Consider the following 23,700-nt stretch of genomic DNA (forward strand, 5'->3'; position numbering starts at 1 on the left):
ATGTACGCAAAAAATGCATGGAATAAGTATGAGTCAAATGAATATCAAGATGTTTTCTCGTTTAGTGAAGATTACCGAAAATTTTTATCTGCTTATAAAACAGAACGAGAATGTGTAAATGAAAGTGTACGATTAGCAGAAAAGAATGGTTTTAAGAGTTTAGATAAATTGATTAAATCAAAAACACAATTGAAACCAAAGGATAAAGTATACGTTGTAAATAAAGATAAAAACGTTATTCTATTTGTAATTGGCAATAAGCCTTTTGAAGAAGGAATGCGTATTCTTGGTGCGCATATTGATTCTCCTAGGTTGGACATTAAGCAAAATCCATTATATGAAAGTAATGATTTCGCATTACTGGATACTCATTATTATGGTGGAATAAAGAAGTACCAGTGGGTAACATTACCCTTGGCTATACATGGTGTTGTTTATCGTAAAGATGGAAGCGAAATTGGTTTGAATATTGGTGAAAAAGAAGAAGATCCAGTAGTAGGAATTTCTGATTTATTAGTTCATTTATCAGCAGACCAATTACAAAAGAAAGCTAGTGTTGTGATTGAGGGAGAAAACCTAGATATTACAGTTGGCAGCATTCCTCTTAAGGATGAAGAAAAAGATGCTGTGAAAGCGAATATATTAAAACTACTAAAAGAGCGTTATAATTTAGAGGAAGAAGATTTTTTAAGTGCTGAACTAGAAGTGGTGCCTGCTGGACCTGCAAGGGATTATGGATTAGACCGTTCAATGATTATGGGATACGGTCACGATGATCGAGTTTGTGCTTATACTTCATTACGCGCGATTTTAGATGTTGAAGAATGCGAATACACATGTTGTTGTATACTTGTCGATAAAGAAGAAATCGGTAGTGTTGGTGCTACGGGAATGCAATCAAAATTTTTTGAAAACGTGATTGCTGAGATGTGTGCATTGCTTAATCTCGATACAGATCTTTCGCTAAGAAGAACTTTCACAAATTCTAAAATGTTATCAAGTGATGTAAGTGCAGGATTTGATCCTTTATATGCAAATGTTAATGAAGCTAAAAATAGTGCGTATTTGGGAAAAGGAGTTGTATTTAATAAATACACAGGATCACGTGGAAAAGGTGGCTGTAATGATGCTAGCCCAGAGTTTATAGCAGAGCTAAGAAAGATAATGGATGATAATAATATTCATTTCCAAAGTGCAGAACTTGGAAAAGTTGATCAAGGTGGTGGAGGTACCATTGCCTATATTTTAGGAAATTATAATATGGAAGTAATTGATTGTGGTGTTCCTGTATTAAATATGCACTCTCCATGGGAAGTGGCATCTAAAGTAGATATTTATGAGGCTTATCAAGCTTATAAATGTTTTATATTAGCAAAGTAATTTCCACCCATATTTACACATAATTAGTATTAAAATTATCGTATTTAAATTCATAAAATAACATAGATTTTTGTTAACCAAATCTTAACAGAGAATGTGAGCATATTATTGTTGTGCTCACATTTTATTTGTTATATTATAGATGAGGAAAGGATACTAGAGTGTTAATTTGCTGTATTCCTTTCTTTCGTAAGTAGTCTTTTTGGAAGGAGACTAGAATCTCAGGGAAGGGGTATTTTATGAAAAAGAGAATAGGTATTTTATTAGTGGTTTTTGGTGTTTTATTTAGCATGACATTTGCTTACGATTACTTTGGTTTTGGTAATAGAATTGAGGCAGATACAAGTGAGGTTAACCATATGGAGTTAACTCTTGAATATGCAAAGAGTGAAGGTGTCGAAAAAGCAATTGAAGACAAAATGCAAACTGAGGGCAAGAAAGTAATTGCATTAGAAAATGTAAACATCAGTAATTTCGCATTAAATAATTTACATAGGCAATATCGTGTGGAAACAGTTGGTATTGCAAATTATATGCAATATCAAGAAGATCAAATTGCAGAAAATGTATATATTGTTGATGTTGAAATGAAAGATACAAAAGCTCCAATTATCAAAGGTAGCAATGTTACAATTGCTCAAGATGGAGATTTTGATATCAGTGCTTTAAAAATTCATGCATATGATGTAGTGGATGGGGATTTGGATTATGAGGTTGTCGAAAATCCTGTTGATACATCAACTGCTGGAACTTATAAAGTAGTGGTTGAAGCAAAAGATGCAAATGGACTAAAAACTAGAAAAAGCTTTACAGTTACGGTTGAAACTGTAAATGATGCTGGAGGTTATGTAGAAGATACAAGTTATCAAGAATATACATATACTCCACAAGTTGTTCAAGCGTTAGATCGTTCAAACTTAAATGTACGTGGATGGAAAGTGGTTGCAAACGATTCACGTGTATCAGATGATGTAATTCGTTCTTATATGAATGAACTACAAAATTTACCAGGACAATATAACACATCTCATTTTACAACAATCTATATTGACTTGTCGTTGTCTTATCCTTATTTAGGGATGGCATATGGAGATGGTAAAATTGTATTGAATGGTAGTGGTTATTATGCAACTACATTATTACATGAAGCAACACATACATATGATTTCGCAAGAGGTTTCTCAAGCGATTCAAGGTTGCAAGCAGCAAGGAATGCTGAGTTAGGAAGATTACCTGCAAAGTTTAGTGGAAACATTAATGATGACGCTTATGAATGGGTTGCAAACATAGTAGTTTATTACTATTATGACCCTGCAACTTTGAGGGCAAATGCACCTAAATCATATGCATTTGTAAGAGATGTAATTTTAAGATAAAACATTTAAAAAGGGCATACAAAAGTAAGCCTAAAACAATTAAAAAGGATATCAACTCAACAATGAGAAGATATCCTTTTTTTTGATTAAATCCATATCGAAACGACACAAGTGGTTAAAAGGTAGAAGTGAACTTTGTGTAGTAAGTATTATATTTAACCTAGTAATTATCACAATTTATCAGCCATTTTTACCAATTTTCACACAAGTAAATATTATTATGATATGATTTTGGTATCAGATTAAAACTGGATAAATATTAGTGTGAGAAGAGGGAGGAAATGAAAATAATTTTAAATAAGAAAATAGGAGTGTTAATATTCTTCTGTCTAACTTTAGGTATTTTGCTAGGGTGTGAACCAAATTTAGAATTCTCTTATAAGGATATTGTTAAGGTTAATGGTAATTATTATGAAAGAACAGAAGAGATTAGTAAATCGATTTCAGGTAACAAAATTGGGGAAGTGAAGTATAGAACGCCAAAGACGGATGGGAAATATGAATATCAAGATTTTGAAGCTAGTAAACTTGATGAAGGAACAGAACTTTATTTTGCTAAGGAGGAAAGCTATATATATGTAAAGTATACAACATCCAAAGGAGAGGTGTTTATTAAATATGTGCTAATACCATCAGAAGATATCTTTCTAAATGAATAGGGTTGTAACGCAAAGGGTGTTGTAAAACAATTAAAAAGGATATCAACTCAATAATGGGAAGATATCCTTTTTATGGATTCTATTAAGAATGTTTTCACATGAAGAACACAATTGCAATAAAATGTGTAGCAGAAGCAAATATAATAAACATATGCCATATAGAGTGAGCAAATTTCCATTTACGAGAATAGAAATATGCACCAATAGAATATAAGATTCCGCCAACGACAATTAAGGATAAGAAAAGAGGACTTGCATTTTGGAGTAATGCAGGGATAAAGAATACTGCAGTCCAACCCATAACTAAATAGATAGTCAATGATAATTTAGGTAAACTCTTTTTAGAAAGGGATTTATATAGGATTCCAATAAGAACCATAGCCCATTGTACAATTAAGATGATAATACCTTCAATTCCTTGAATTAAGCAAAGTGCAATAGGCGTATAGCTACCAGCAATTGCAAAATATATAAAGATATGATCTAAAATACGAAATACAACTTTGTGAGGACTGTCAAAAGCCATAGCATGATACAAAGTTGATACTAAAAACATCATGAAAATACAGATTGTAAAGACACTGACACCAAATGCTCGTAAGGTCCCTCCAACTGTATAAGAATATACCGCAGCTGCTGGAATAAGCGCTAACATGATGAAAGCCATAACACCATGAGAAACACAATTGAACACTTCTTCGCCAAATGATAGTTTTAATAAATCTTTCATTCCATTTCTTCTCATTATTTACCCACCTCATTATTATTAAAATTAATATCACTATTGTATTCCTTATTGTCATAAAGGTCAAATTTAATAACGTATTCAATAGAAACTATGATATAATATTTTAGTGAAGTTTGGAGGTTTTTATGTTTCTTAAAAGAGTAGAGTTACAAGGGTTTAAATCGTTTGCTGATAAGACAGTAATTGAGTTTGAGAATGATGTAACTGGAATCGTAGGACCAAATGGATGTGGAAAAAGCAATGTAAATGATGCTATCCGCTGGGTATTAGGTGAACAGAGTGCAAAATCATTGCGTGGTTCGAATATGAGCGACGTTATTTTTTCTGGTTCACAAGGAAGAAAAGCGATTAATATGGCAGAAGTTACATTGGTGTTTGATAATACCAAAAAACATTTCGATGTAGAATTTGAAGAAGTGGCTATAACCCGCCGATTGTTTCGAAATAGCGGAGAGGCTGAGTATTTAATAAATAATACGCCATGCCGTCTAAAAGATGTTGTAAACATGGTTATGGATAGTGGATTGGGAAGAGATTCTTTGTCTGTTATATCACAAGGAAATATTCAAAGTTTTGTAGAATCTCGTCCAGAGGATCGTCGTGCATTATTTGAAGAGGCGGCAGGAGTTGCTAAATATAAAAAACGTAAGAATGAGTCTTTAAATAAGTTGAACCGCACACAAGAGAATTTATTACGTGTAGAAGATATTGTAGAAGAATTAGAAGCTAGGGTAAATCCCCTAAAAAGGCAAGCTAAGAAAGCAGAAACATATCTTGAGAAAAAGAAGACATTGGAAACAATTGAAATCAGTGTTATCGTTGATGAAGTTCAATCATATAATTCTAAAATTGAAGAATTAAAGAATAAGTCTTTTGAAAACGAATCACAAAGAGCGATTGCGGAAACAACAATTCAAGTTGAAGATCAAAAGAATCAAGAGGATCGTCAAGAGATGTCAGTATTGGATAGTGAGGTTCATAAGTTACAAAATGAGTTTATGAATGTCGTGAATGAAATTTCTACATTGGATGCACGAAAGACGGAAATTGATGAAAAACGTAAATATACAATGGAATATGCTAGTGATGCAGAACGTATTGTAGAGTTGAAGAAAATGCTTGATGAAGCAAAATATGAATATGAAGATCGTGAAAAAAGATTAAAAGATTTAGATATTGATTATGATTTGTCAGTTAAAAACTATGAGCGATTGGATCAAGAATTTACGAGTTTGGCAGAGCAAAATAGCAATATAACTTCTTATGTTAATAAATTGTCAAACCGTAAAGAGGTATTATCCAACTTAATCAAGTCTCCCTTTAATCATCAACAAGGTGTAAAAACAATCATGGATGCAAAAGAAAGTTTATATGGTATCTGTGGGGTTGTATCTCAACTATTACTTCCTAAAGAAGGATATGAAGAAGCTATTTCAAGTGCTCTTGGAGGAGCTTTATATCATATTGTTAGTGAAGATGAAGATTGTGCGCGAAATGCGATTTCTTTCTTAAAAAAGAATAAGAGTGGGAGAGCTACATTTTTACCAAAAACGGTTTTGAAAGAACGAATGTTATCGCCAAACGATACGATTGTTGCTGAAAATACAACAGGGTATTTAGGGGTTGCTAATGAATTCGTTGAATATGAAGATGATTATGCAATTGTTGCCAATGCACTATTGGGAAATGTGTTGGTGTGTGAAAAACTAATTCATGCAAATGAGTTAGCAAGATTATTAAAATATAATTATAAGATTATCACCTTAGATGGTGAAGTTGTCCATAAAGGTGGAAGTATGACTGGTGGGAAGGTAAGAGATTCTTACTCGCCACTTACAATCGCAAAAGAATTAAAACAAGTAGAAGAAAAATTAGAAAAACAACTGTTGATTAGTGATGATTTAAATGCGAAGTTGAATCAAACACGCATTCAGTTGCAAGGTGTTGATGAAGAAAAAAATCAACATCAATTAGCAATTGCCAAATTACAACCTTTGGTAGATGTGAAAAAGAGTAAATATGAAAAATTAAATGATGAATATAAAGAAATGAATCCTGAACTTTTAGAGGAAACCAATGTTCAAAAAGATGAACTGGTAATTAAATTGTCTGATGCACATTCTAGTAAAGATAAGATTGAAAGTGATTTACAAGTGAAACGAGATAGACGTTTTAAATTAGGACGTGATGTAGAGAAACGAGAAGCTAGAATTCGGGATATTCGTCGTGATTTAAATGTTTTAAATAATTTAGAACGTGAGCAAGAAGTGGAACGAGTTAAATGTGAGACAAACTTAGAAAATGTTTTACAACGTTTATCAAGTATATATGAAATGACATTTGAACACGCGAAAACTTTAAAGCAAGATCAAAGTGATGTTGAAGCAGCACGAGAAGAGGTGCTTCGTTTACGCTCAGAAATAGCAAAACTAGGGAATGTAAACCTTGATGCACCAGAGGAATATAAAGAAGTATCAGAGCGGTTTGAATTACTTGTTTCACAACGTGACGAACTGCTGGAAGCTAAAAACAAAATTTTAGAAGCAATCGATGAAATGGATGAAGTTATGATAAAACAGTTTAGTGAAATGTTTTATAAAATCAATGAAGAATTAAAAGAAACTTTCCGGGCATTGTTTGGTGGTGGAAAAGCAGACTTGTATTTGACAGATCCTGAAGATGTATTGAACAGTGGGATTGAAATTACTGTGCAACCTCCAGGTAAGAGTATTGAAAACATGCGATCATTATCAGGTGGTGAAAAAGCTCTTTTGGCAATGAGTGTATTGTTCGCCATTTTACGAGCAAGAACGATTCCGCTTTGTATTTTTGATGAGGTTGAAGCTGCACTTGATCAAGCCAATGTTGAGAAGTTTGCAAAATATGTTTCAAACTTCCGTGGTGAATCACAGTTTATTATTGTAACACATCGACCTGGAACTATGAGTCAATGTGATGCACTTTATGGTGTGACTATGCAAAAAGATGGGGTTTCTAAATTTTTGAAAGTTAAACTTAAAGATGCAATGGATTATGTGCAACCTGAAGGAGAGGTATCATAATGGGATTTTTAAAGAAATTAAAAAAAACATTTTCAGGAAAACAAGATAGTGATTACTATTTAAGTGGATTATCAAAATCAAGAACTTCTTTCGCTACAAAATTAAAGCGATTAGCGGGAGGTTTTCAAGGGGTTACAGAAGATTTTTTAGAAGAGTTGATGATAATTTTGTTGGAAGCGGACCTTGGTATTGAGACTGCGGATAAAATCATTCAATCTGTTGAAAAAAAGGCACTTGATAGTAAGGCTAGTTCAATGGAAGATATCAATGATATTCTATTTGAAGAAATGATGGAATTATATACATCTTATGAAGATCCTGAGTTTATATTAAATGAAGAAGGTCCAACGGTTATTTTAATGGTTGGTGTAAATGGTAGTGGAAAAACGACTACAAGTGCAAAATTAGCGAATAAATTCAAAGAAGAAGGAAAAGATGTGGTATTGGTTGCAGCAGATACATTCCGTGCTGGAGCAGTTGATCAGTTAAAGCGTTGGTCAGATCGTATAGGTGTTGAATGTGTTATGGGAAAAGCGAACGCAGATCCAGCAAGTGTAATCGTGGATGGTTGTCGTTTTGCTAAAGAACACAAGAAAGATATTATCATTGCTGATACAGCAGGAAGGTTGCAAAACAAAGTTAATTTGATGAATGAGTTAGCGAAAATGCACAAAGTAATTGATCGTGAAATTCCAGGGCAACCTGCAGCAGTCTGGTTAGTAATTGATGCTACAACAGGTCAAAATGGAATTTCCCAAGCAAAAGAATTTACCAGTGCGACAAACGTCAATGGAATCATTTTAACGAAACTAGATGGAAGTGCAAAAGGTGGTATTGTAATTGCTATTCGTAATCTATTAGGGTTACCTGTTAAATACGTAGGATTAGGTGAAAATATTGATGACTTGAAGGAGTTTGATATTGAATCTTTTATCTATGGATTGTGTGGAGACCTAGATTAAATGAAACCATATGAAAAAATGAACAAGTTACTGGATTTTTATGAATGTTTATTAACTGCAAAACAACAAGAAATTATGAATTATTATTATCGTGATGATTATTCGTTAAGTGAGATTGCAGAGAATTTAAAGATAACAAGAAGTGCTGTTCAAGATAATATCAAACGTGCATCTCATAGTTTGGAAACATATGAGACAAAATTAAAATTGAGTAAAAAATATCATCATCGTTTAACGTTATATGAAAAACTAAACTTGATGGATGATTCTAAAATAAAGGAAATATATAAACAATTATTAGAAAGCGAGGATGAAGTATGAGTAAGATTATTGCAGTTAATGCAGGGAGTTCTTCTTTAAAGTTTCAATTATATGAAATGCCAGAAGAAACAGTTTTAACAAGTGGGATTGTAGAAAGAATTGGATTTGAGGATGCGATTTTCACAATTCTTGTTGATGGTGAAAAAGTTAGTAAAACACTACCAGTGAAGGATCACAAAGTAGCTGTAAATTTAGTTCTAAATGCACTTGTTGAGCACAATATTGTTGATGATTTAAGTGATATTGTTGCGGCAGGACACCGTGTTGTACATGGTGGAGAATATTTCTCTAAAAGTGTTTTAGTTAATGAAGATGTTGTAGAAAAGGTTGAGGAACTATGTGATTTGGCGCCATTGCATAATCCAGGCGCATTGATTGGATATCGCGCATTTAAAGAAAGTTTACCAGGGAGCCAACATGTTTTTACCTTTGATACAGCGTTCCATCAAACGATGAAGGCAGATTCATATATATATCCATTACCTTATGAATGGTATACAGATTATAAAGTTCGTCGCTATGGAATGCATGGAACATCTCATCAATTTGTATCACAACGTTGTGCAGAATTGTTAGGGAAAGACTTAAAAGATACAAAAATCATTACTTTACATTTAGGTGGAGGTGCTTCAATCACGGCGATTGAGGGTGGAAAAAGCATCAATACATCAATGGGATTTACACCTCTTGGTGGAATTATGATGGGAACTCGTTGTGGTGATATTGATCCTGCAATTGTACCTTTCATGAGTGAAAAATTAGATGCATCGCCAAAAGAAATGGATACAATCTTGAATAAAAAATCAGGAATGCTTGGTGTATCGGGAATTTCAAGTGATGGTCGTGATATTGAAAAAGCAGGACTTGAAGGGAATGAACGTGCAGTATTGACTATGGATATCTTTGTGAATCGTGTTATTCAAACGGTGGGTTCTTATTATGCACAACTAGAAGGTGTTGATGCAATTGTCTTCACGGCTGGAATCGGCGAGAATGATATTAAAACGCGTGAAAGAATTATGCGTAAATTAGAACCTATATTGGGAACATCAGTGGATGTTGAAGCAAATAAAGTTCGTGGTGAAGAAAAAATGTTAACGACAGCTGATGCGAGAACAAAAGTGTTTTTAATTCCAACAAATGAAGAGGTTATGATTGTAAGAGACACATATGCAATCACAAATAAATAATGTTTGATTTATTAAAAGAAATAGCAGCATATGATATTATAACAATCTTTCGTCATCAGAGTGCTGATGCGGACGCATTAGGCTCTCAGTATGGGATGAAAACGTTTTTGAAGGAATGTTATCCAGAAAAATTGGTTTTTGCGTTAGGAGAAGATGTAGGCAGTGCTGCTAAGTTGTTTCCGCCGATTGATCATGCGAGTGATGAGCAAATTGAAAAATCTTGTGCCATCATTTTAGATACTGCAAATACAGAGCGTATAGATGATCAACGGTATTCAACAGCTAAAAAGGTTATTAAGATTGACCATCATATTGTAGTTGAAAATTTTGCCGATGTATCATACGTAGATACAAATGCAGCAGCAACTTGTGAGATTTTAGCAATGCTTTTTAAAAGAGCTGAATATCAAGTAAGTCCAGCATGTGCAAAATATTTATATTTAGGTATTTTGGCTGATTCGATATCTTTCACAACAACTTCAACAACGCAAAATACATTACTAGCTGCTGCTTATTTGGTAGGATGTGGATTGGATGTGAATAAAATCAATCAAGAACGTACAGGTATAAGTGTAGAAGATTTTAAGTATGCAACACGTATTCGTGAACGTGTTAAAGTAGAGGACAAGGTAGCTTATTCTATTATGGATGCTGATGATTATGAATCCTTGGGATTAAATTATAATTTAGCAAAAGAAAAAGTTTACGCCCTTTCTGATGTGATTGATTTTGAAATATATTGTTTATTTACAGAAGATCTAACATATGGTAGTAAAGGACTTTACAATGGATCATTGCGTTCCAAAAATGTACCTATCAATGAAATTGCCAATGTATATAATGGTGGAGGGCATGCACATGCATGTGGTGTGAAAAAATTAGATATTAATCAAATTAAAAATTTAATTGATGATTTATTAAAACTTAGCAATAGCCATTATTTGAAATAATGGCTATTTTTTTGTAAGCCCTTGCAATGCAATTCTAATTATGTTAGATTGTAAGTAGTAACAAGGGTAGTTATTGTAACGTTACAAGCTAAACCTATTTACAAACTTTTTGTTTGTGGATAGGTTTTCTTTATTTATTGAGGGGGTGTTGTGGATAGACAATAGCATTTTTGACTATGGCATTTGCCAAACTCGCTTACAAAAGACGCAGTGAGGGACTGATGTTTAAATTATCGTCTGATTGGATACTTAATTATGGTGTAATTAAAAGGATTAAATACGAAATTCATACAGTAAGTTGAGAAGAAGAAAAGTATTTAAAAGTAAAATTAGATTAATGACAGTTTAAAAGAGAAAGGAGTTTATATTATATACCAATATAATATATTAGAAGAAAATGACAATGAAAAAAATAGGGATTACGATTATCACAATAGTTACTTTATTTACTGCTGCATTGAGTGGCTCAATGAAGGTGGAGGGTAAAGTTATATCTCATAGCGCAGCTACTTCAATTGTGGATGTAAATACTAAAAAATTAGATAAATTTGATGTAGTTGATCCAAATATGGAGTGGCGTTATCATGATGGTGATAACGATCCAAATGAGGGAACATGGTATCAAGGATGGAATAAGCGAAACGGTTGGGCTTATCCAGAAGGTTGGTTAGACTGGGGAAGTATTCCAATGCTTTTTTCAGAAGAAAGTTGGCCAACTTATAAAGGAACTGCATTTAGTACAGATCCTGTAGCTAGTGAACAACAATTAGCAAAAACGAGCGATGACAAAGCGAAGAGTACATATTTTCTTCGTCACACATTTACGTTGACTCAAGAACAAGCGGAAAGTGTATACGCAATTCAAATTAAAGCGAAATATAATGATGCTATGACAATGTATGTGAATGGTACTGCAGTAGGTGGCTTCCATAATATTCCAACTTCAAATTATAAAAAGAATATGGAATATGGTTCACAAGTAGCGGTGGCAGATAATGATGCTATTGAAGAAAGTTTTATTGTTGATGATGTTTCTTGCATCACAAATGGTTTTGTACCAGGTAAGTATAAAAAAGTATACGATCCTGTATATAAAATGGACGTGCTTGAACTGGAAGAAGCAGAAAAAGACGAGTATGGTAATACATTTATGAACATTACCATTGCTGTTGAATTACATGCAAATAGTCCTGAAGATGCACAAGCAAGCTTTGAATTGATGGAGTTTATTTTAAATCCTGATGAAAGTGGATTAGCGGGTAGTGGAAATGTAAAAAATGTTGCAGTTAATGTAGGTGCAGATGAAAATACAATAAACTTTGCATGGAATGCATTATCATCATCTGCTGGATATGTACAAGTTGCAGAAGGAAGTGATCCAGCAGCGTTCTCTTTGGAAAAAGCAAAAACTTACAAAGCTGATTCGACAAAATTAGCATATACAAAGTTTACATCTACGAATTATTATGCAAACAAAGCAACGATAGATATTGAACCAGGAAAAGACTATATATATCGTGTAGGTAATGATGGTGGATATTCACCAGTTTATAAATTACATACGCAATCTATCAACGATGGATATGAAGCAATCTTCTTGTCTGATGCCCAAATTGGTACAGGTACTATTCCAACAGATACTTTAGGATGGACAAATACATTAAATTTGGCGTTAGGTAAATTTCCAAATGCAAGTTTTATAGCGAATACAGGAGACTTTGTCGATACAGCGAATAAAGAAAGTGAATACGATGCATATTTCACACCTGAGATTTTGGCATCTTATCCAACTGCAACAGCTGTAGGAAATCATGATATAGCTAGTAATTATGGAAATCACTTTAACGAGTCTAATATGTCAGCATTAGGTGCAAGTGCAGCAAATAGTGACTACTACTATACTTATGGAAATGTATTATATATGGTATTGAATACTAGTAATATTAATCATGTAGAACATATTCAGTTTATGGAAGAAACATTAGAAGCTACTGCTGATCAAGATTTTGATTGGACGGTTGTAATGTTCCACCAATCAATTTATGCTTCTGGTAAACAATCAACAAGTGATGATGTTGCCCCACGAAAAGAAGTGTTTGTACCAGCCTTTGATAGATTGGGAATTGATATTGTATTAATGGGACATGATCACTGTTATGCACGTACAAAGCAAATGAAAAACTTTGAACCTGTGGATGGTGTAACATATGAAGACGCTGCTAATACAATTGCTGTGAATCCAGAAGGGACATTGTATCTTACAACAAGTTCAGCAAGTGGAAGTAAGTATTACGATTTAGTTGAAGGAGGCTACGAATATTTGGCGTTTAGTGCGCAACCTAAAGTGCCAACATTCTCACACCTAACATTTAGTGAAGATACTTTTACAATGACAGCATATCGTACAGATACAATGGAAGCGTTTGATACATATACAATTAAGAAAACAAATAAGGTAGATGTAGATAAAACAAAACTGAATGCTTTATTAAAGGAAGCAAAAGCAATCAAAACAACAAAGTATACAGAAGCAAGTGTAAATACATTAAAATCAGCTATCAAAGCAGCCGAAGCAGTTATGAATGATGCGAATGCCACTCAAGCAGAAGTAGATGCTGCAGTGGCGAATTTACAAAAAGCGATTGATGGTCTAAAATTGAAAAGTGCTGCATCAACACAAACAGATGGAAATCCTTCAACTGGTGATGCGATGGCAACGAATGCTTTAATGTTGATTACGTTGTTAAGTGGAGCAGTTGCAATTGCAACATATATAAAACGAAAACGAGCGGTTAGTGAATAAAATTTAATAAATAGAAAGTGTATAGGGGTAGTGTAATGAAACGGATAAAACAAATAAAGAAATATCAGATAATATTATGTGTTTTCTTTGTTGTGTTTGGAGTTTTTGTATTCTGGTTGAATACAGAGCACTTACCATCATATTCCTTATATAATACAGGTAGTCTTCGTTATGAGAAAGCAGAAGTATTAAATATCGTGGATAGTTATTTAGAAGAAGACAAAAATACAACATCTGGATATAAGGGAACACAAGAATTAGAAGTAGAAGTAAAGACAGGCAAACTACGTGGAGAGGTAGTAAATGTTGAAAACTATCTCTCACGTACACACAATATATTAGTGGAGAAGGGAACATCGATTATCATCTGCTTGGATGAAACAAGCAGCGAATCGCATATATCGGTTTATAATTATTCTAGATCTAATATCGTATATCTCATGGTTGCCTTATTTGTGATAATCATGATAGCGGTTGGTGGATTTAAAGGATTTAAATCGGCGTTAGGCTTGGGATTCTCCTTTCTTTGCATCGTATTCTTTACATTACCTTTGATTTTTTATGGATATTCTCCAATTTTAGTTGCAATCATTTCGGTGATTTTAATATCAGCAGTAACACTAGTTTTACTTGATGGAGCAAGTAAAAAAGTATTTGTTGCCTTGTGTAGTACTGCGATAGGAGTGATTGCTGCAGGACTCTTATTCAACTTGTTTAGTGTGGCATTGAAAGTATCAGGATTCAATTTAGAAGATGCAGAATCCTTACATGTAATATCACAAAATACAGGTTTGGAAGTGAAGCATATTTTGTTTGCAGGAGTTTTGATTGCAGCGGTTGGGGCTGTATTAGATGTCGCGATGAGCATATCTTCAACATTGAATGAATTGCATGAACATAATCCTGATTTGAGTTCTAAAGAGTTGTTTAAATCAGGTATTAATGTGGGAAAAGATATGATAGGAACGATGTCCAATACGTTAATTTTGGCTTATGCAGGTAGTTCATTTAGTATGATGATATTGTTTATGGCATATAGTGTAAGCTATCATCAAATCATTAATATGGATTATTTAGTTTTGGAAATATCACAAGCATTAGCAGGAAGCATGGGAATCGTTTTAACAGTACCTTTTGCAGCGTTTATTGGTTCTAAAATTTTAAAAAATGAAAGATTTAATTTTCATAAACCAAAGAAAAAGATAATAGCGAAAGAAGAAACTGTTGAAAGAAAATTTTAGGGTTTTATAGGAATTAAGGAAAAGAATTAGATATACTATAGGTTATTTATTAATAGGAGTAAAAAAGGCTGTTTTGAAATGATTCTGCAAACTTGGGAAACCAAGAAATATATCACTTCATTTCAGCCTTTTTATGATTGTTTTCCAGAAAATGATATTACATCAATTTTAAAAACATGAATTTTTTCTATAAGTTTTTCTTCATATGTAAAAGGTTCATTGCTTTTTGATTGATGCTTCATTAACAAATCTAAAGCGGTAATTTTTTCATTGTATTCGTTGATAATAGAGGCTTTGCCGTATCCGATAATACTTTGAAATTGAAATGTATATTTGCAAGCTATATCCCCATTTATCAATTTGCCATTACAGTACATTTCAAAACAAACGTTAGGATTCTGTTTTAAAATTTTAATCTTTTTTCCATCTTGAGCACAATGAAAATATAAGGTTAATTTATTGTTGAGATAGGAATATCCAAAATTTAATGGTACTACATAAGGGATATTATCTTTAGCCATTCCAAGATGGCATACATCACATTGGTCAATAACAGCAAGTAGTTTATCAATCTGTTTTATTTCTTTTTCTTTTCTACGCATATCGTCCTCTTTCTTTTTGAATTATATTATAACAGATGATGCAAAGTGAGATAAAGCAATCAATTTTATGGTATAATTTTTATGAGGTGAGATGGTGAGTACACATTTACATGTTCGGAGCGCATATACTTTATTAAATAGTACATTGCGAATACAAGATATTATATCATTAGCGAAAAAGAATGGTGCCAGAGCAATTGCATTATGTGATGAAAATATTATGCATGGAGCTATGGCTTTTTATCATGCGTGTAAAAAGGAAGGTATTAAACCAATCTATGGATTAGAGTTTTCTTGCTCATATAACGATGGAGAAATTAGTTTGATTGCTTATGCAAAGGGTGATATTGGATTTCAGACATTATTAAAATTATCTACCCGATTATCAACAAACGTTGAAAAAATAGCCTTAGAAGAATTAAAAACGTATGATCAACAGATGATTTTTACTACAGCAGGAACTCATGATGAATTACGAACGCTATATGCAGCAAATAAAAATGATGAATTGCATGCTGCTTTGAAAGCGTTAAAAGATAATTTTAATGAATTTTACTTGGCAATGGCGATGAATGATTCAAAATATCTACAGAAAGAAAATGTAGCAATCAAGCAGTTTGCACATTCTTTAAAAATTAAAACATTTGCGCTGTCACGCATTTATTTTGCTACACCAGAGGATGAAGAAGCTTACAAAGTGTTATGTGCAATTGATCAACAAAGGACTCTAGACGATATGGCTCTCAATGCAGAATCCGGGAGATATTTCCGTAGTAATGAAGAAATGAGTGCTTTATATGATGAAGAAGATTTAATTATGAGTGATATTATTGCGGATTCATGTAATGTAGAGATGAAACTAAAAAAAGCTAGCTTACCAGTGTTTAAAAATCGTTTTGATGTTGATTCAAAAACCTATTTAACAAGTCTATGTAAACAAGGGTTAAAAAAACGTTTAAATGATAAAGTGACACTAGAATATATAGATCGTTTAAATTATGAATTGGATGTTATCTGTAAAATGGGGTATGCAGATTATTTTTTGATTGTATATGACTTTATTCGTTTTGCGAGAAGTAAAGATATTTATGTTGGCCCTGGACGGGGTAGTGCCGCAGGATCGCTTATTTCGTATTGTTTAGGGATTACACATGTTGATCCAATTGAGTATAATTTGTTGTTTGAAAGGTTTTTGAATCCTGAACGGATTAGTATGCCAGATATTGATATTGATTTTCCTGACAATCGTCGTGATGAGGTAATTAGATATGTTGCGGAATTGTATGGAAAAAATCATGTAGCGCATATTACAACTTTTGGAACACTAGGAGCAAAACAGGTATTACGGGATGTCGGGCGTGTTTTGGGAATAAGATTAAGTGATGTAGATATGCTATGTAAAATGGTTCCTAATGTTTTAAAAGTTAATTTAGATTATGTTTATAAAAATTCAAAAAAATTTGTCCAAGTTATCGAGGCTTCAAAAGAATTTCGGCGTATGTATGCGATAGCTAAACGATTGGAAGGCTTACCTCGCCATATGTCTACACATGCAGGTGGAATTGTATTAGGAGATGTAGAAATTGATGAGGTTTGTCCACTTATTGAAGTTGAACAAGATCTATATTCAACTCAGTATACAATGGAATATTTGGAGGAATTAGGATTAATTAAAATTGATTTTTTGGGATTGCGAAATTTAACGATTATCGATGAGGTTTGCCATCACATTAAAGATAATGGTGAAGATATTGATATTATGAAAATACCTTTAAATGATAAAAAAACCTTTAAATTACTACAAGATGTAGATACGGTTGGTATTTTTCAGTTAGAAAGCGAAGGGATGAAAAATCTATTACGTCAGATGCAAGTGAGCAATTTCGAAGAAATTGTTGCAGCTATTGCATTGTTCCGCCCTGGGCCAATGGAAAATATACCGTTATATTTAAAAAATCATGACCATCCTCAAAATATAGATTATCTTCATCCAAAGTTAAAACCTATTTTAGAAAATACATATGGAGTTATGATTTACCAAGAACAGGTTATGCAGGTAACACAGATAATGGCGAATTTCTCTTTAGGAAAAGCTGATATTTTGCGGAAAGCAATTTCCAAAAAAATTCCTGGCGAATTGGAAAAGTTACAAAAAGATTTCATTAAGGGTTCCATTGAAAATGGTTATTCTAAAGAGTTGGCTGAAAATGTTTATAATTTGATTTTAAAGTTTGCAGGCTATGGATTTAACCGTAGTCACTCTGTGGCATATGGATTGATTGCGTATCAGTTGGCATATTTAAAAGCAAATTATCCATTGTCATTTTTTGCTTCTTTATTAAACAGCGTCATTGGCTCAGAAACCAAAAGTAGCGAATATATATTTGAAGCTAAAAAACGAGATATCACGATTTTAGGCCCAAATGTAAATGAATCTACAAATGAGTATATTATTCAAAAAGAGGCTTTACGTTTTCCTTTAGTCGGAATTAAAAATATTGGTTCAGCAATGAGTCTTTCTTTGTTGGAGGAGCGTTCTCATAATGGAAAATATGATGATTTCTTTGACTTTGTTGCTCGTATTAGTTTAATTAAAATAACGAGCAAAGCAATTGATAGTCTTATTGATGCAGGTGCATTGGATGTATTCAATATTAATCGAGCTAGTATGAAAGCTTCATTGGAAGATGCTATGCGTTATGCGTCTTTGGTAAAAGTGAGCGACGGAGAAAAACAACAACTTAATTTTGATATTGTATCGAAACCACCTATGACTATGATTAAAGAACAGGCACATGAGCGAAGCTATTTGGAAAAGCAAGTATTAGGCTTTTATTTGAGTGCCCACCCAATTACCAAATTAAGAGAAAGTTTAAATAAAGAAGTTTTAGGATTGATTCAATTACATAATCATAAAGGCTTTGTCCGTTTGGTTGGGTTCATTGAAAAATGTAAACAGCATCGTACACGTAATGGAGAAATTATGATGTTTGTAGTTGTAAGTGATGAGACAAGTAAATTTGACTTGGTTTGTATGCCCAATATTTATCATAAATATCAAGATATATTAGTACGTGGAAACTACATTTATGCGGAAGGGAAAATATCAGATCGACCTTCATGTTTGATTAATTACATAGAGTTGGTTGACATAGAAAAGTAAGGCTATTTTGAAATAGCCTTTTTATATATTTTGACACAAATCGCTAACAGTGTTAAAATACTAATAGTGTTAGATATTTATAAGAGGTATAGAAATGAGTTCAAAAAATAAAGATATATATACAGATTTATCGCTTTTGTTTTGGCATAATATGCAAAAGCTTCATAAATCAAAATTACATCGGAAAATTATTGATTCATTGGAAGGTGAATGGATAGTGCTTCAATATGTTTTGAAACATGATGGAGTTACGATGCCTAGTGAGCTGTGTCAAGTGGTGCGGATTAGTTCTGCAAGGATAGCTGCCACATTGAATAATCTTGAACATAAAGCTTTAATCATAAGAACAATCGATACAAAAGATCGACGAAAGATATTAATAAAGCTTACTGCTAAGGGAAGGGAATTGGCGTTGCAACAGCAACAAGAAATAGCTGATAACGTAATACATTTGTTGAGTACGTTAAATGAGCATGATGCGAAAGAATATGTTCGTATAACAGGTCTTTTGGCCAGTGCGATAGCAGAAAAAGTATCGAAAGAATAAATCAAGATATTATAGAAAGGAGGATGATGAATGAATAAACTTTTGAAAGAGAAAATTAGTGAGTCACTTTCCTCTGTACTACCAATTGTAATCATTGTATTATTGATTAGCGTTTTGGTTGTACCTGTAGATACAGGAACTATGATTGTGTTTTTGGTAGGAGCCATATTATTGATTATTGGTATGGGACTTTTCACTTTAGGTGCAGATATTTCTATGACACCAATTGGTGAAGGAATTGGGATTCAGTTTTCAAAATCAAAAAACATTAAAATGATTGCATTACTCGCATTTCTAATAGGTATCATTATAACGGTGGCAGAGCCAGATTTGCAGGTTTTAGTAAAACAGGTGCCGTCTATACCAGATATGGTTTTAGTATTAACAGTAGCAGTTGGCGTTGGTGTATTTCTATTGATGGCTGTACTTAGAACCTTTTTTAAGTGGAGCTTATCAAAAATGTTGATACTTTGTTATGGTATTGTTTTCATTTTAGCGTTTTTTGTACCAAAAGAATTTTTGGCTGTCGCTTTTGATTCTGGTGGAGTGACAACAGGTCCGATTACAGTGCCATTCATTATGGCGCTTGGAATTGGACTTACATCCTTACGTAGTGATAAAGGGTCTCAAGACGATAGTTTTGGATTGGTTGCACTTAGTAGCATTGGTCCGATTTTGGCGGTGTTGATTTTAGGCGTTTGTTATAACCCACAGGGAGTGGCTTATACAAACTATATTTCACATGATGTAATTACTACACAGGATGTTGCGAAACTATTTTTTAAAGAATTACCAACATACATTGGTGAAGTTTTAATTGCAATTGTTCCTTTGTTTTTAATGTTTATTTTATTTCAATTTATAGCAAAGCGATTTAAAAAGGGACAAATCGGAAAAATGGTGATAGGATATTTATATACATTTTTAGGACTAGTACTATTTTTAGTTGGTGTGAATGTTGGATTTATTCCTGTTGGATATTTGATGGGTAGTGAAATAGGAGCCTCTAATATTCCTTGGATATTGATACCATTAGGCTTAATTATTGGTTATTATGTAGTTAAAGCTGAACCTGCTGTACATATCTTAAATAAACAAGTTGAAGAAGTTACAAAAGGTACAATCCCACAAAAAGCTATGCAATTATGTTTATCAATAGGAGTTGCAATTTCTTTAGGGATATCCATGATTCGAATTCTAACAGGAATATCAATATTGTGGTTTTTAATTCCTGGATATGTGATTGCTTTATTATTAACGTTTAAAGTGCCTAAAATCTTCACTGGAATTGCTTTTGATTCAGGTGGTGTAGCAAGTGGACCAATGACTTCTACTTTTATCTTGCCATTTGCAATTGGTGCATGTGAGGGTGTTGGCGGAAATGTTTTGTTGGATGCCTTTGGGGTTGTAGCTATGGTTGCTATGACACCACTAATTGTAATACAGATCATGGGACTTATATTTCAATATAAAACAGCAAAAATGGAAGCAGAAAATATGGGTGAAGATACTTTGTTATTAGATGATGATATTATTGATATAGAGGAGGACCTCGATGATGAAAGAGACAATGATCAAAATGAGACTTAATTTGATTATAACGGTTGTCGATCGAAATAAAGGTTGTAAAGTGATGAAAATATTCAAATCCCTTGGAACCCATTGGCATTACATGCTTTCTGGTGAAGGTACAATGAATTCAGAGATGATGGAATTGTTAGGGTTAGGAACATCGGAGAAATCAATTGCTTTATGTATCGTTCCACATTTTCGTGTGTCGGAATTTATGCAAACAATTCGTCGTGAATTACGAATGGATATGAAAGGGAAAGGTGTTGGATTTACATTACCTATTTCAGGAGTGAACCATCCAATTATTCAAAAAATAAAAAATGAAATGAATATGGAGACGATGAAAACAATGAAAAAAGAAATGGAACAAATGACGGAAAAAATTACTACAGGCACACAATATTCAGTTGTGATTGGAATTATAAACCAAGGATATAGTGAGGATGTTATGAGTACTGCAAGAACTGTAGGTGCAAGAGGCGGTACTGTTGTTCGTGCTAGAAGAGTTGGGATTGAGGATGCAGTAAAGTTTTTAGGTATTTCAGTCCAAGAAGAAAAAGAAATTTTAATGATTTTAACTGCGAAAGAAAGTCGTCATGATATTATGAAAGCTTTATCACATGAACATGGGATAGCAAGCGAAACACATGGTATTTATTTATCTCTTCCTGTTGAAGAAGTAATGGGACTTGATTTATAGTAAGGATATAAAATAAACATTGACTATTAAAGGGTTTTCGGGTATTATATCTATGTTGTATGTCTTTTTATGGCTTACAACCGCACATGTAAGGTTTAAGTATGCACAGCATCACCTTATTTGGCGAGTCTTAAATTGTAAAAGGAGGTGCAAGAATGTACGCAATTATTGAAACAGGTGGAAAACAAATCAAAGTAGAAGAAGGTCAATCGATCTTTGTTGAAAAATTAGATGTTAATGAAGGTGATAAAATCACTTTTGATAAAGTTGTTTTGTACTCAAATAAGACAACAAAAATTGGTTCTCCATATGTAAAGGGAGCTAAGGTAAATGCTACTGTTGAAAAGCAAGGTAAAAGTAAAAAAATTGTTGTTTACAAATACAAAGCTAAAAAAGGTAGTTCACACCGTAAACAAGGACACCGTCAACCATATACAAAACTTGTTATAAACTCAATCGAGGGATAGTTTATGGTGAAGGTAGAAGTTTGTAAGAAGGCAGATTATATTTCACGTATTACTATTACAGGACATGCAAATTCTGCAGAATATGGGCAAGATTTGGTATGTGCAGGAGTTTCTAGTATAGCAGTTGGAATATTAAATACTTTAGATGAACTTTGTACAAACATGTGTATCTTAGAAATGAATGATGCACACATTTATATTGAAGTTAAAACTGATGATAAAACAGTTCAAACAATATTAAAAACTCTTTATATACAGTTAAAAACAATGACTGAATCATATAAGGAGTATATAGAAATTATGAAAGTAGAGGTGTAAACCATGAAATTTAGTTTAAATATTCAATTATTCGCATCGAAAAAAGGGGTTGGATCTACAAAAAATGGTCGTGACTCAAAGTCTAAAAGACTAGGTGCTAAACTTGCTGATGGACAACATGCAAATGCTGGAGCGATTATCTACCGTCAACGTGGGACAAAGATTCACCCAGGTAAAAACGTTGGAAGAGGTGGGGATGATACATTATTCGCTACTGCTAATGGAATTGTAAAATTCGAACGTTTGGGTAAAAAGAAAACAAAAGTTTCTGTATATCCACAAGCTTAATTATAAATCCTCACATCAGTTGTGAGGATTTTTTCACTAATATAGATAAATGAATCGAGGTAGTTATGCAATTTATAGATCGAGTTAAATTAAAATTAAAAGCAGGTAATGGAGGCAATGGTATGTCTTCATTTCGTCGTGAAAAATATGTTCCTTTTGGTGGGCCAAGTGGTGGTGATGGAGGAAGAGGAGGCAATGTGATTTTTGCCGTTGATGAAGGAAAATCAACCCTTCTAGATTTACGATATAATCGTAAAATTGTTGCTGCTGATGGTGGTAAAGGAAAAACAAAAAAAATGCATGGGGCTACTGGACAAGATTTTGTGGTTAGAGTTCCTCTTGGTACCATTGTTCGTGATTTAGAGAGTGGTCATATTTTAGCAGACCTAACCAGAAAAGATCAACAGGCAGTTATTTGTACTGGTGGGAAAGGTGGTCGTGGGAATTTTAGATTTAAAACTTCCAAAAATACGGCACCCACATATTCTGAAAAAGGCGGTTTGGGAGAGCAAATAGAAGTAGAAGTAGAGCTTAAGGTGCTTGCCGATGTTGGGTTAGTTGGGTTTCCTTCAGTTGGTAAAAGCACACTTTTATCAGTTGTTAGTAAAGCAAGACCTGAGATTGCAGACTATCATTTCACAACGATTCAACCTAATTTAGGTATGGTACAAGTTGCTGATGGTAGAAGTTTTGTAATGGCAGATTTACCTGGTTTAATTGAAGGTGCTGCTGAAGGAAAAGGATTAGGACATCAGTTTTTACGTCATATTGAGCGATGTAGAGTAATTATTCATGTGATTGATATGGGGGCACAAGACGGAAGAGATCCACTTTCAGACTATACAATTATTAACAATGAATTAGAAACTTATCAATATCGTTTGTTAGAGAGACCACAAATTGTAATTGCCAATAAAATGGATTTGGATGATGCACAAGAAAATCTTAAGCGTTTTAAAGAAGCATATCCAGATGTTGAAGTTTTTGAAACAATGACAATGATAGGAGAAGGTTTGGATCCTGTATTATATCGTGCTGCAGATTTACTTGATGTAACACCAGCTTTTCCTTTATATGATGAGGTTGAAGAGACGGAAGGTGTATTATATAAATTCGAACCTGAAAAACCAGCCTTTGAAGTTCACAATCTAGGAAATGGTCGTTGGATGTTAGATGGCGATGAAATTGAAAATGCATATCGCATGGCAACATTAGACACTACAGAAGGAGAGCAACGGTTTGCTCGTAAAATGAGAGTTTTGGGTGTAGAACAGGCTTTGCGTGATGCAGGTTGTCAAGATGGAGATACTGTAAGTATCTGTGATTTCGAATTTGAATTTGTTGATTAAAA

Annotated in this window: 20 protein-coding genes and 1 other annotated feature; of the genes, 18 read left to right on the plus strand and 2 right to left on the minus strand. The window is 33.3% G+C overall.

What is annotated here, in order from left to right; genetic code table 11:
- The 3 genes from M2475_RS03450 (at position 1) to M2475_RS03460 (ending at position 3,415) form a co-directional block, all read left to right on the plus strand.
- Positions 1-1,380 carry an aminopeptidase gene (locus M2475_RS03450; protein WP_277489597.1) on the plus strand — a complete coding sequence of 460 codons (1,380 nt, stop codon included), beginning with the start codon at positions 1-3 and terminating at the stop codon, positions 1,378-1,380.
- A 239-nt stretch (positions 1,381-1,619) separates the two neighbouring features.
- Positions 1,620-2,756: a hypothetical protein gene (locus M2475_RS03455; protein ID WP_277489598.1), complete on the plus strand. Its 1,137-nt coding sequence runs from the start codon at positions 1,620-1,622 to the stop codon at positions 2,754-2,756.
- Positions 2,757-3,037: 281 nt separating this feature from the next.
- Positions 3,038-3,415 carry a hypothetical protein gene (locus tag M2475_RS03460; protein ID WP_277489599.1) on the plus strand — a complete coding sequence of 126 codons (378 nt, stop codon included), beginning with the start codon at positions 3,038-3,040 and terminating at the stop codon, positions 3,413-3,415.
- A 94-nt stretch (positions 3,416-3,509) separates the two neighbouring features.
- Here the strand turns inward: M2475_RS03460 and M2475_RS03465 are convergent, their stop codons facing one another.
- On the minus strand, positions 3,510-4,160 hold the full coding sequence (locus M2475_RS03465) for a hemolysin III family protein (protein WP_277489600.1): 651 nt from the start codon (positions 4,158-4,160) through the stop codon (positions 3,510-3,512).
- Positions 4,161-4,288: 128 nt separating this feature from the next.
- Here M2475_RS03465 and M2475_RS03470 point away from each other — a divergent pair, with 128 nt between their 5' ends.
- The 7 genes from M2475_RS03470 (at position 4,289) to M2475_RS03500 (ending at position 14,692) form a co-directional block, all read left to right on the plus strand.
- Positions 4,289-7,225: a chromosome segregation protein SMC gene (locus M2475_RS03470; RefSeq protein WP_277489602.1), complete on the plus strand. Its 2,937-nt coding sequence runs from the start codon at positions 4,289-4,291 to the stop codon at positions 7,223-7,225.
- Positions 7,225-8,187 carry a signal recognition particle-docking protein FtsY gene (ftsY, locus tag M2475_RS03475; protein ID WP_277489603.1) on the plus strand — a complete coding sequence of 321 codons (963 nt, stop codon included), beginning with the start codon at positions 7,225-7,227 and terminating at the stop codon, positions 8,185-8,187. Before M2475_RS03470 ends, ftsY begins: the two co-directional genes overlap by 1 nt.
- Positions 8,188-8,508 carry a YlxM family DNA-binding protein gene (gene ylxM, locus M2475_RS03480; protein WP_277489605.1) on the plus strand — a complete coding sequence of 107 codons (321 nt, stop codon included), beginning with the start codon at positions 8,188-8,190 and terminating at the stop codon, positions 8,506-8,508.
- Entirely contained in the window at positions 8,505-9,698 is a 1,194-nt protein-coding gene (locus M2475_RS03485) for an acetate kinase (RefSeq protein WP_277489606.1), read from the plus strand. The genes ylxM and M2475_RS03485 overlap by 4 nt, the downstream gene beginning before the upstream one ends.
- On the plus strand, positions 9,698-10,648 hold the full coding sequence (locus M2475_RS03490) for a bifunctional oligoribonuclease/PAP phosphatase NrnA (protein WP_277489607.1): 951 nt from the start codon (positions 9,698-9,700) through the stop codon (positions 10,646-10,648). Before M2475_RS03485 ends, M2475_RS03490 begins: the two co-directional genes overlap by 1 nt.
- A 403-nt stretch (positions 10,649-11,051) precedes the next feature.
- Complete coding sequence (locus M2475_RS03495; protein ID WP_277489608.1) at positions 11,052-13,451, plus strand: metallophosphoesterase; 2,400 nt, start codon at positions 11,052-11,054, stop codon at positions 13,449-13,451.
- 35 nt (positions 13,452-13,486) lie between these two features.
- Positions 13,487-14,692, plus strand: a complete 1,206-nt coding sequence (locus tag M2475_RS03500; RefSeq protein WP_277489609.1) for a YibE/F family protein — start codon at positions 13,487-13,489, stop codon at positions 14,690-14,692.
- A gap of 131 nt (positions 14,693-14,823) precedes the next feature.
- On the opposite strand, the gene M2475_RS03505 is transcribed toward M2475_RS03500, so the two are convergent.
- Complete coding sequence (locus M2475_RS03505) at positions 14,824-15,294, minus strand: pyridoxamine 5'-phosphate oxidase family protein (protein WP_277489610.1); 471 nt, start codon at positions 15,292-15,294, stop codon at positions 14,824-14,826.
- Positions 15,295-15,388: 94 nt separating this feature from the next.
- Here M2475_RS03505 and dnaE point away from each other — a divergent pair, with 94 nt between their 5' ends.
- From dnaE to obgE, 8 genes are all read left to right on the plus strand, one after another.
- Positions 15,389-18,457: a DNA polymerase III subunit alpha gene (gene dnaE, locus M2475_RS03510; RefSeq protein ID WP_277489612.1), complete on the plus strand. Its 3,069-nt coding sequence runs from the start codon at positions 15,389-15,391 to the stop codon at positions 18,455-18,457.
- A 94-nt stretch (positions 18,458-18,551) separates the two neighbouring features.
- Complete coding sequence (locus M2475_RS03515) at positions 18,552-19,004, plus strand: winged helix DNA-binding protein (RefSeq protein ID WP_277489613.1); 453 nt, start codon at positions 18,552-18,554, stop codon at positions 19,002-19,004.
- 30 nt (positions 19,005-19,034) lie between these two features.
- Positions 19,035-20,594 (plus strand): DUF1538 domain-containing protein, encoded by a 1,560-nt coding sequence (locus M2475_RS03520; protein ID WP_277489614.1) that lies wholly within the window; start codon positions 19,035-19,037, stop codon positions 20,592-20,594.
- On the plus strand, positions 20,560-21,276 hold the full coding sequence (locus M2475_RS03525; protein WP_277489615.1) for a hypothetical protein: 717 nt from the start codon (positions 20,560-20,562) through the stop codon (positions 21,274-21,276). Before M2475_RS03520 ends, M2475_RS03525 begins: the two co-directional genes overlap by 35 nt.
- Before the next feature lie 68 nt (positions 21,277-21,344).
- Positions 21,345-21,417 (plus strand) — a sequence feature (ribosomal protein L21 leader region).
- A gap of 14 nt (positions 21,418-21,431) precedes the next feature.
- Entirely contained in the window at positions 21,432-21,743 is a 312-nt protein-coding gene (rplU, locus tag M2475_RS03530) for a 50S ribosomal protein L21 (RefSeq protein WP_277489616.1), read from the plus strand.
- 3 nt (positions 21,744-21,746) lie between these two features.
- Positions 21,747-22,061 (plus strand): ribosomal-processing cysteine protease Prp, encoded by a 315-nt coding sequence (locus tag M2475_RS03535; RefSeq protein WP_277489617.1) that lies wholly within the window; start codon positions 21,747-21,749, stop codon positions 22,059-22,061.
- Positions 22,062-22,064: 3 nt separating this feature from the next.
- On the plus strand, positions 22,065-22,349 hold the full coding sequence (gene rpmA, locus M2475_RS03540) for a 50S ribosomal protein L27 (protein ID WP_277489618.1): 285 nt from the start codon (positions 22,065-22,067) through the stop codon (positions 22,347-22,349).
- Positions 22,350-22,414: 65 nt separating this feature from the next.
- Entirely contained in the window at positions 22,415-23,698 is a 1,284-nt protein-coding gene (obgE, locus tag M2475_RS03545; RefSeq protein WP_277489619.1) for a GTPase ObgE, read from the plus strand.
- Positions 23,699-23,700: the final 2 nt, after the last annotated feature.

The sequence above is a fragment of the Breznakia sp. PF5-3 genome, assembly GCF_029504745.1.
Classification (GTDB): Bacteria; Bacillota_I; Bacilli_A; order Erysipelotrichales; family Erysipelotrichaceae; genus Breznakia.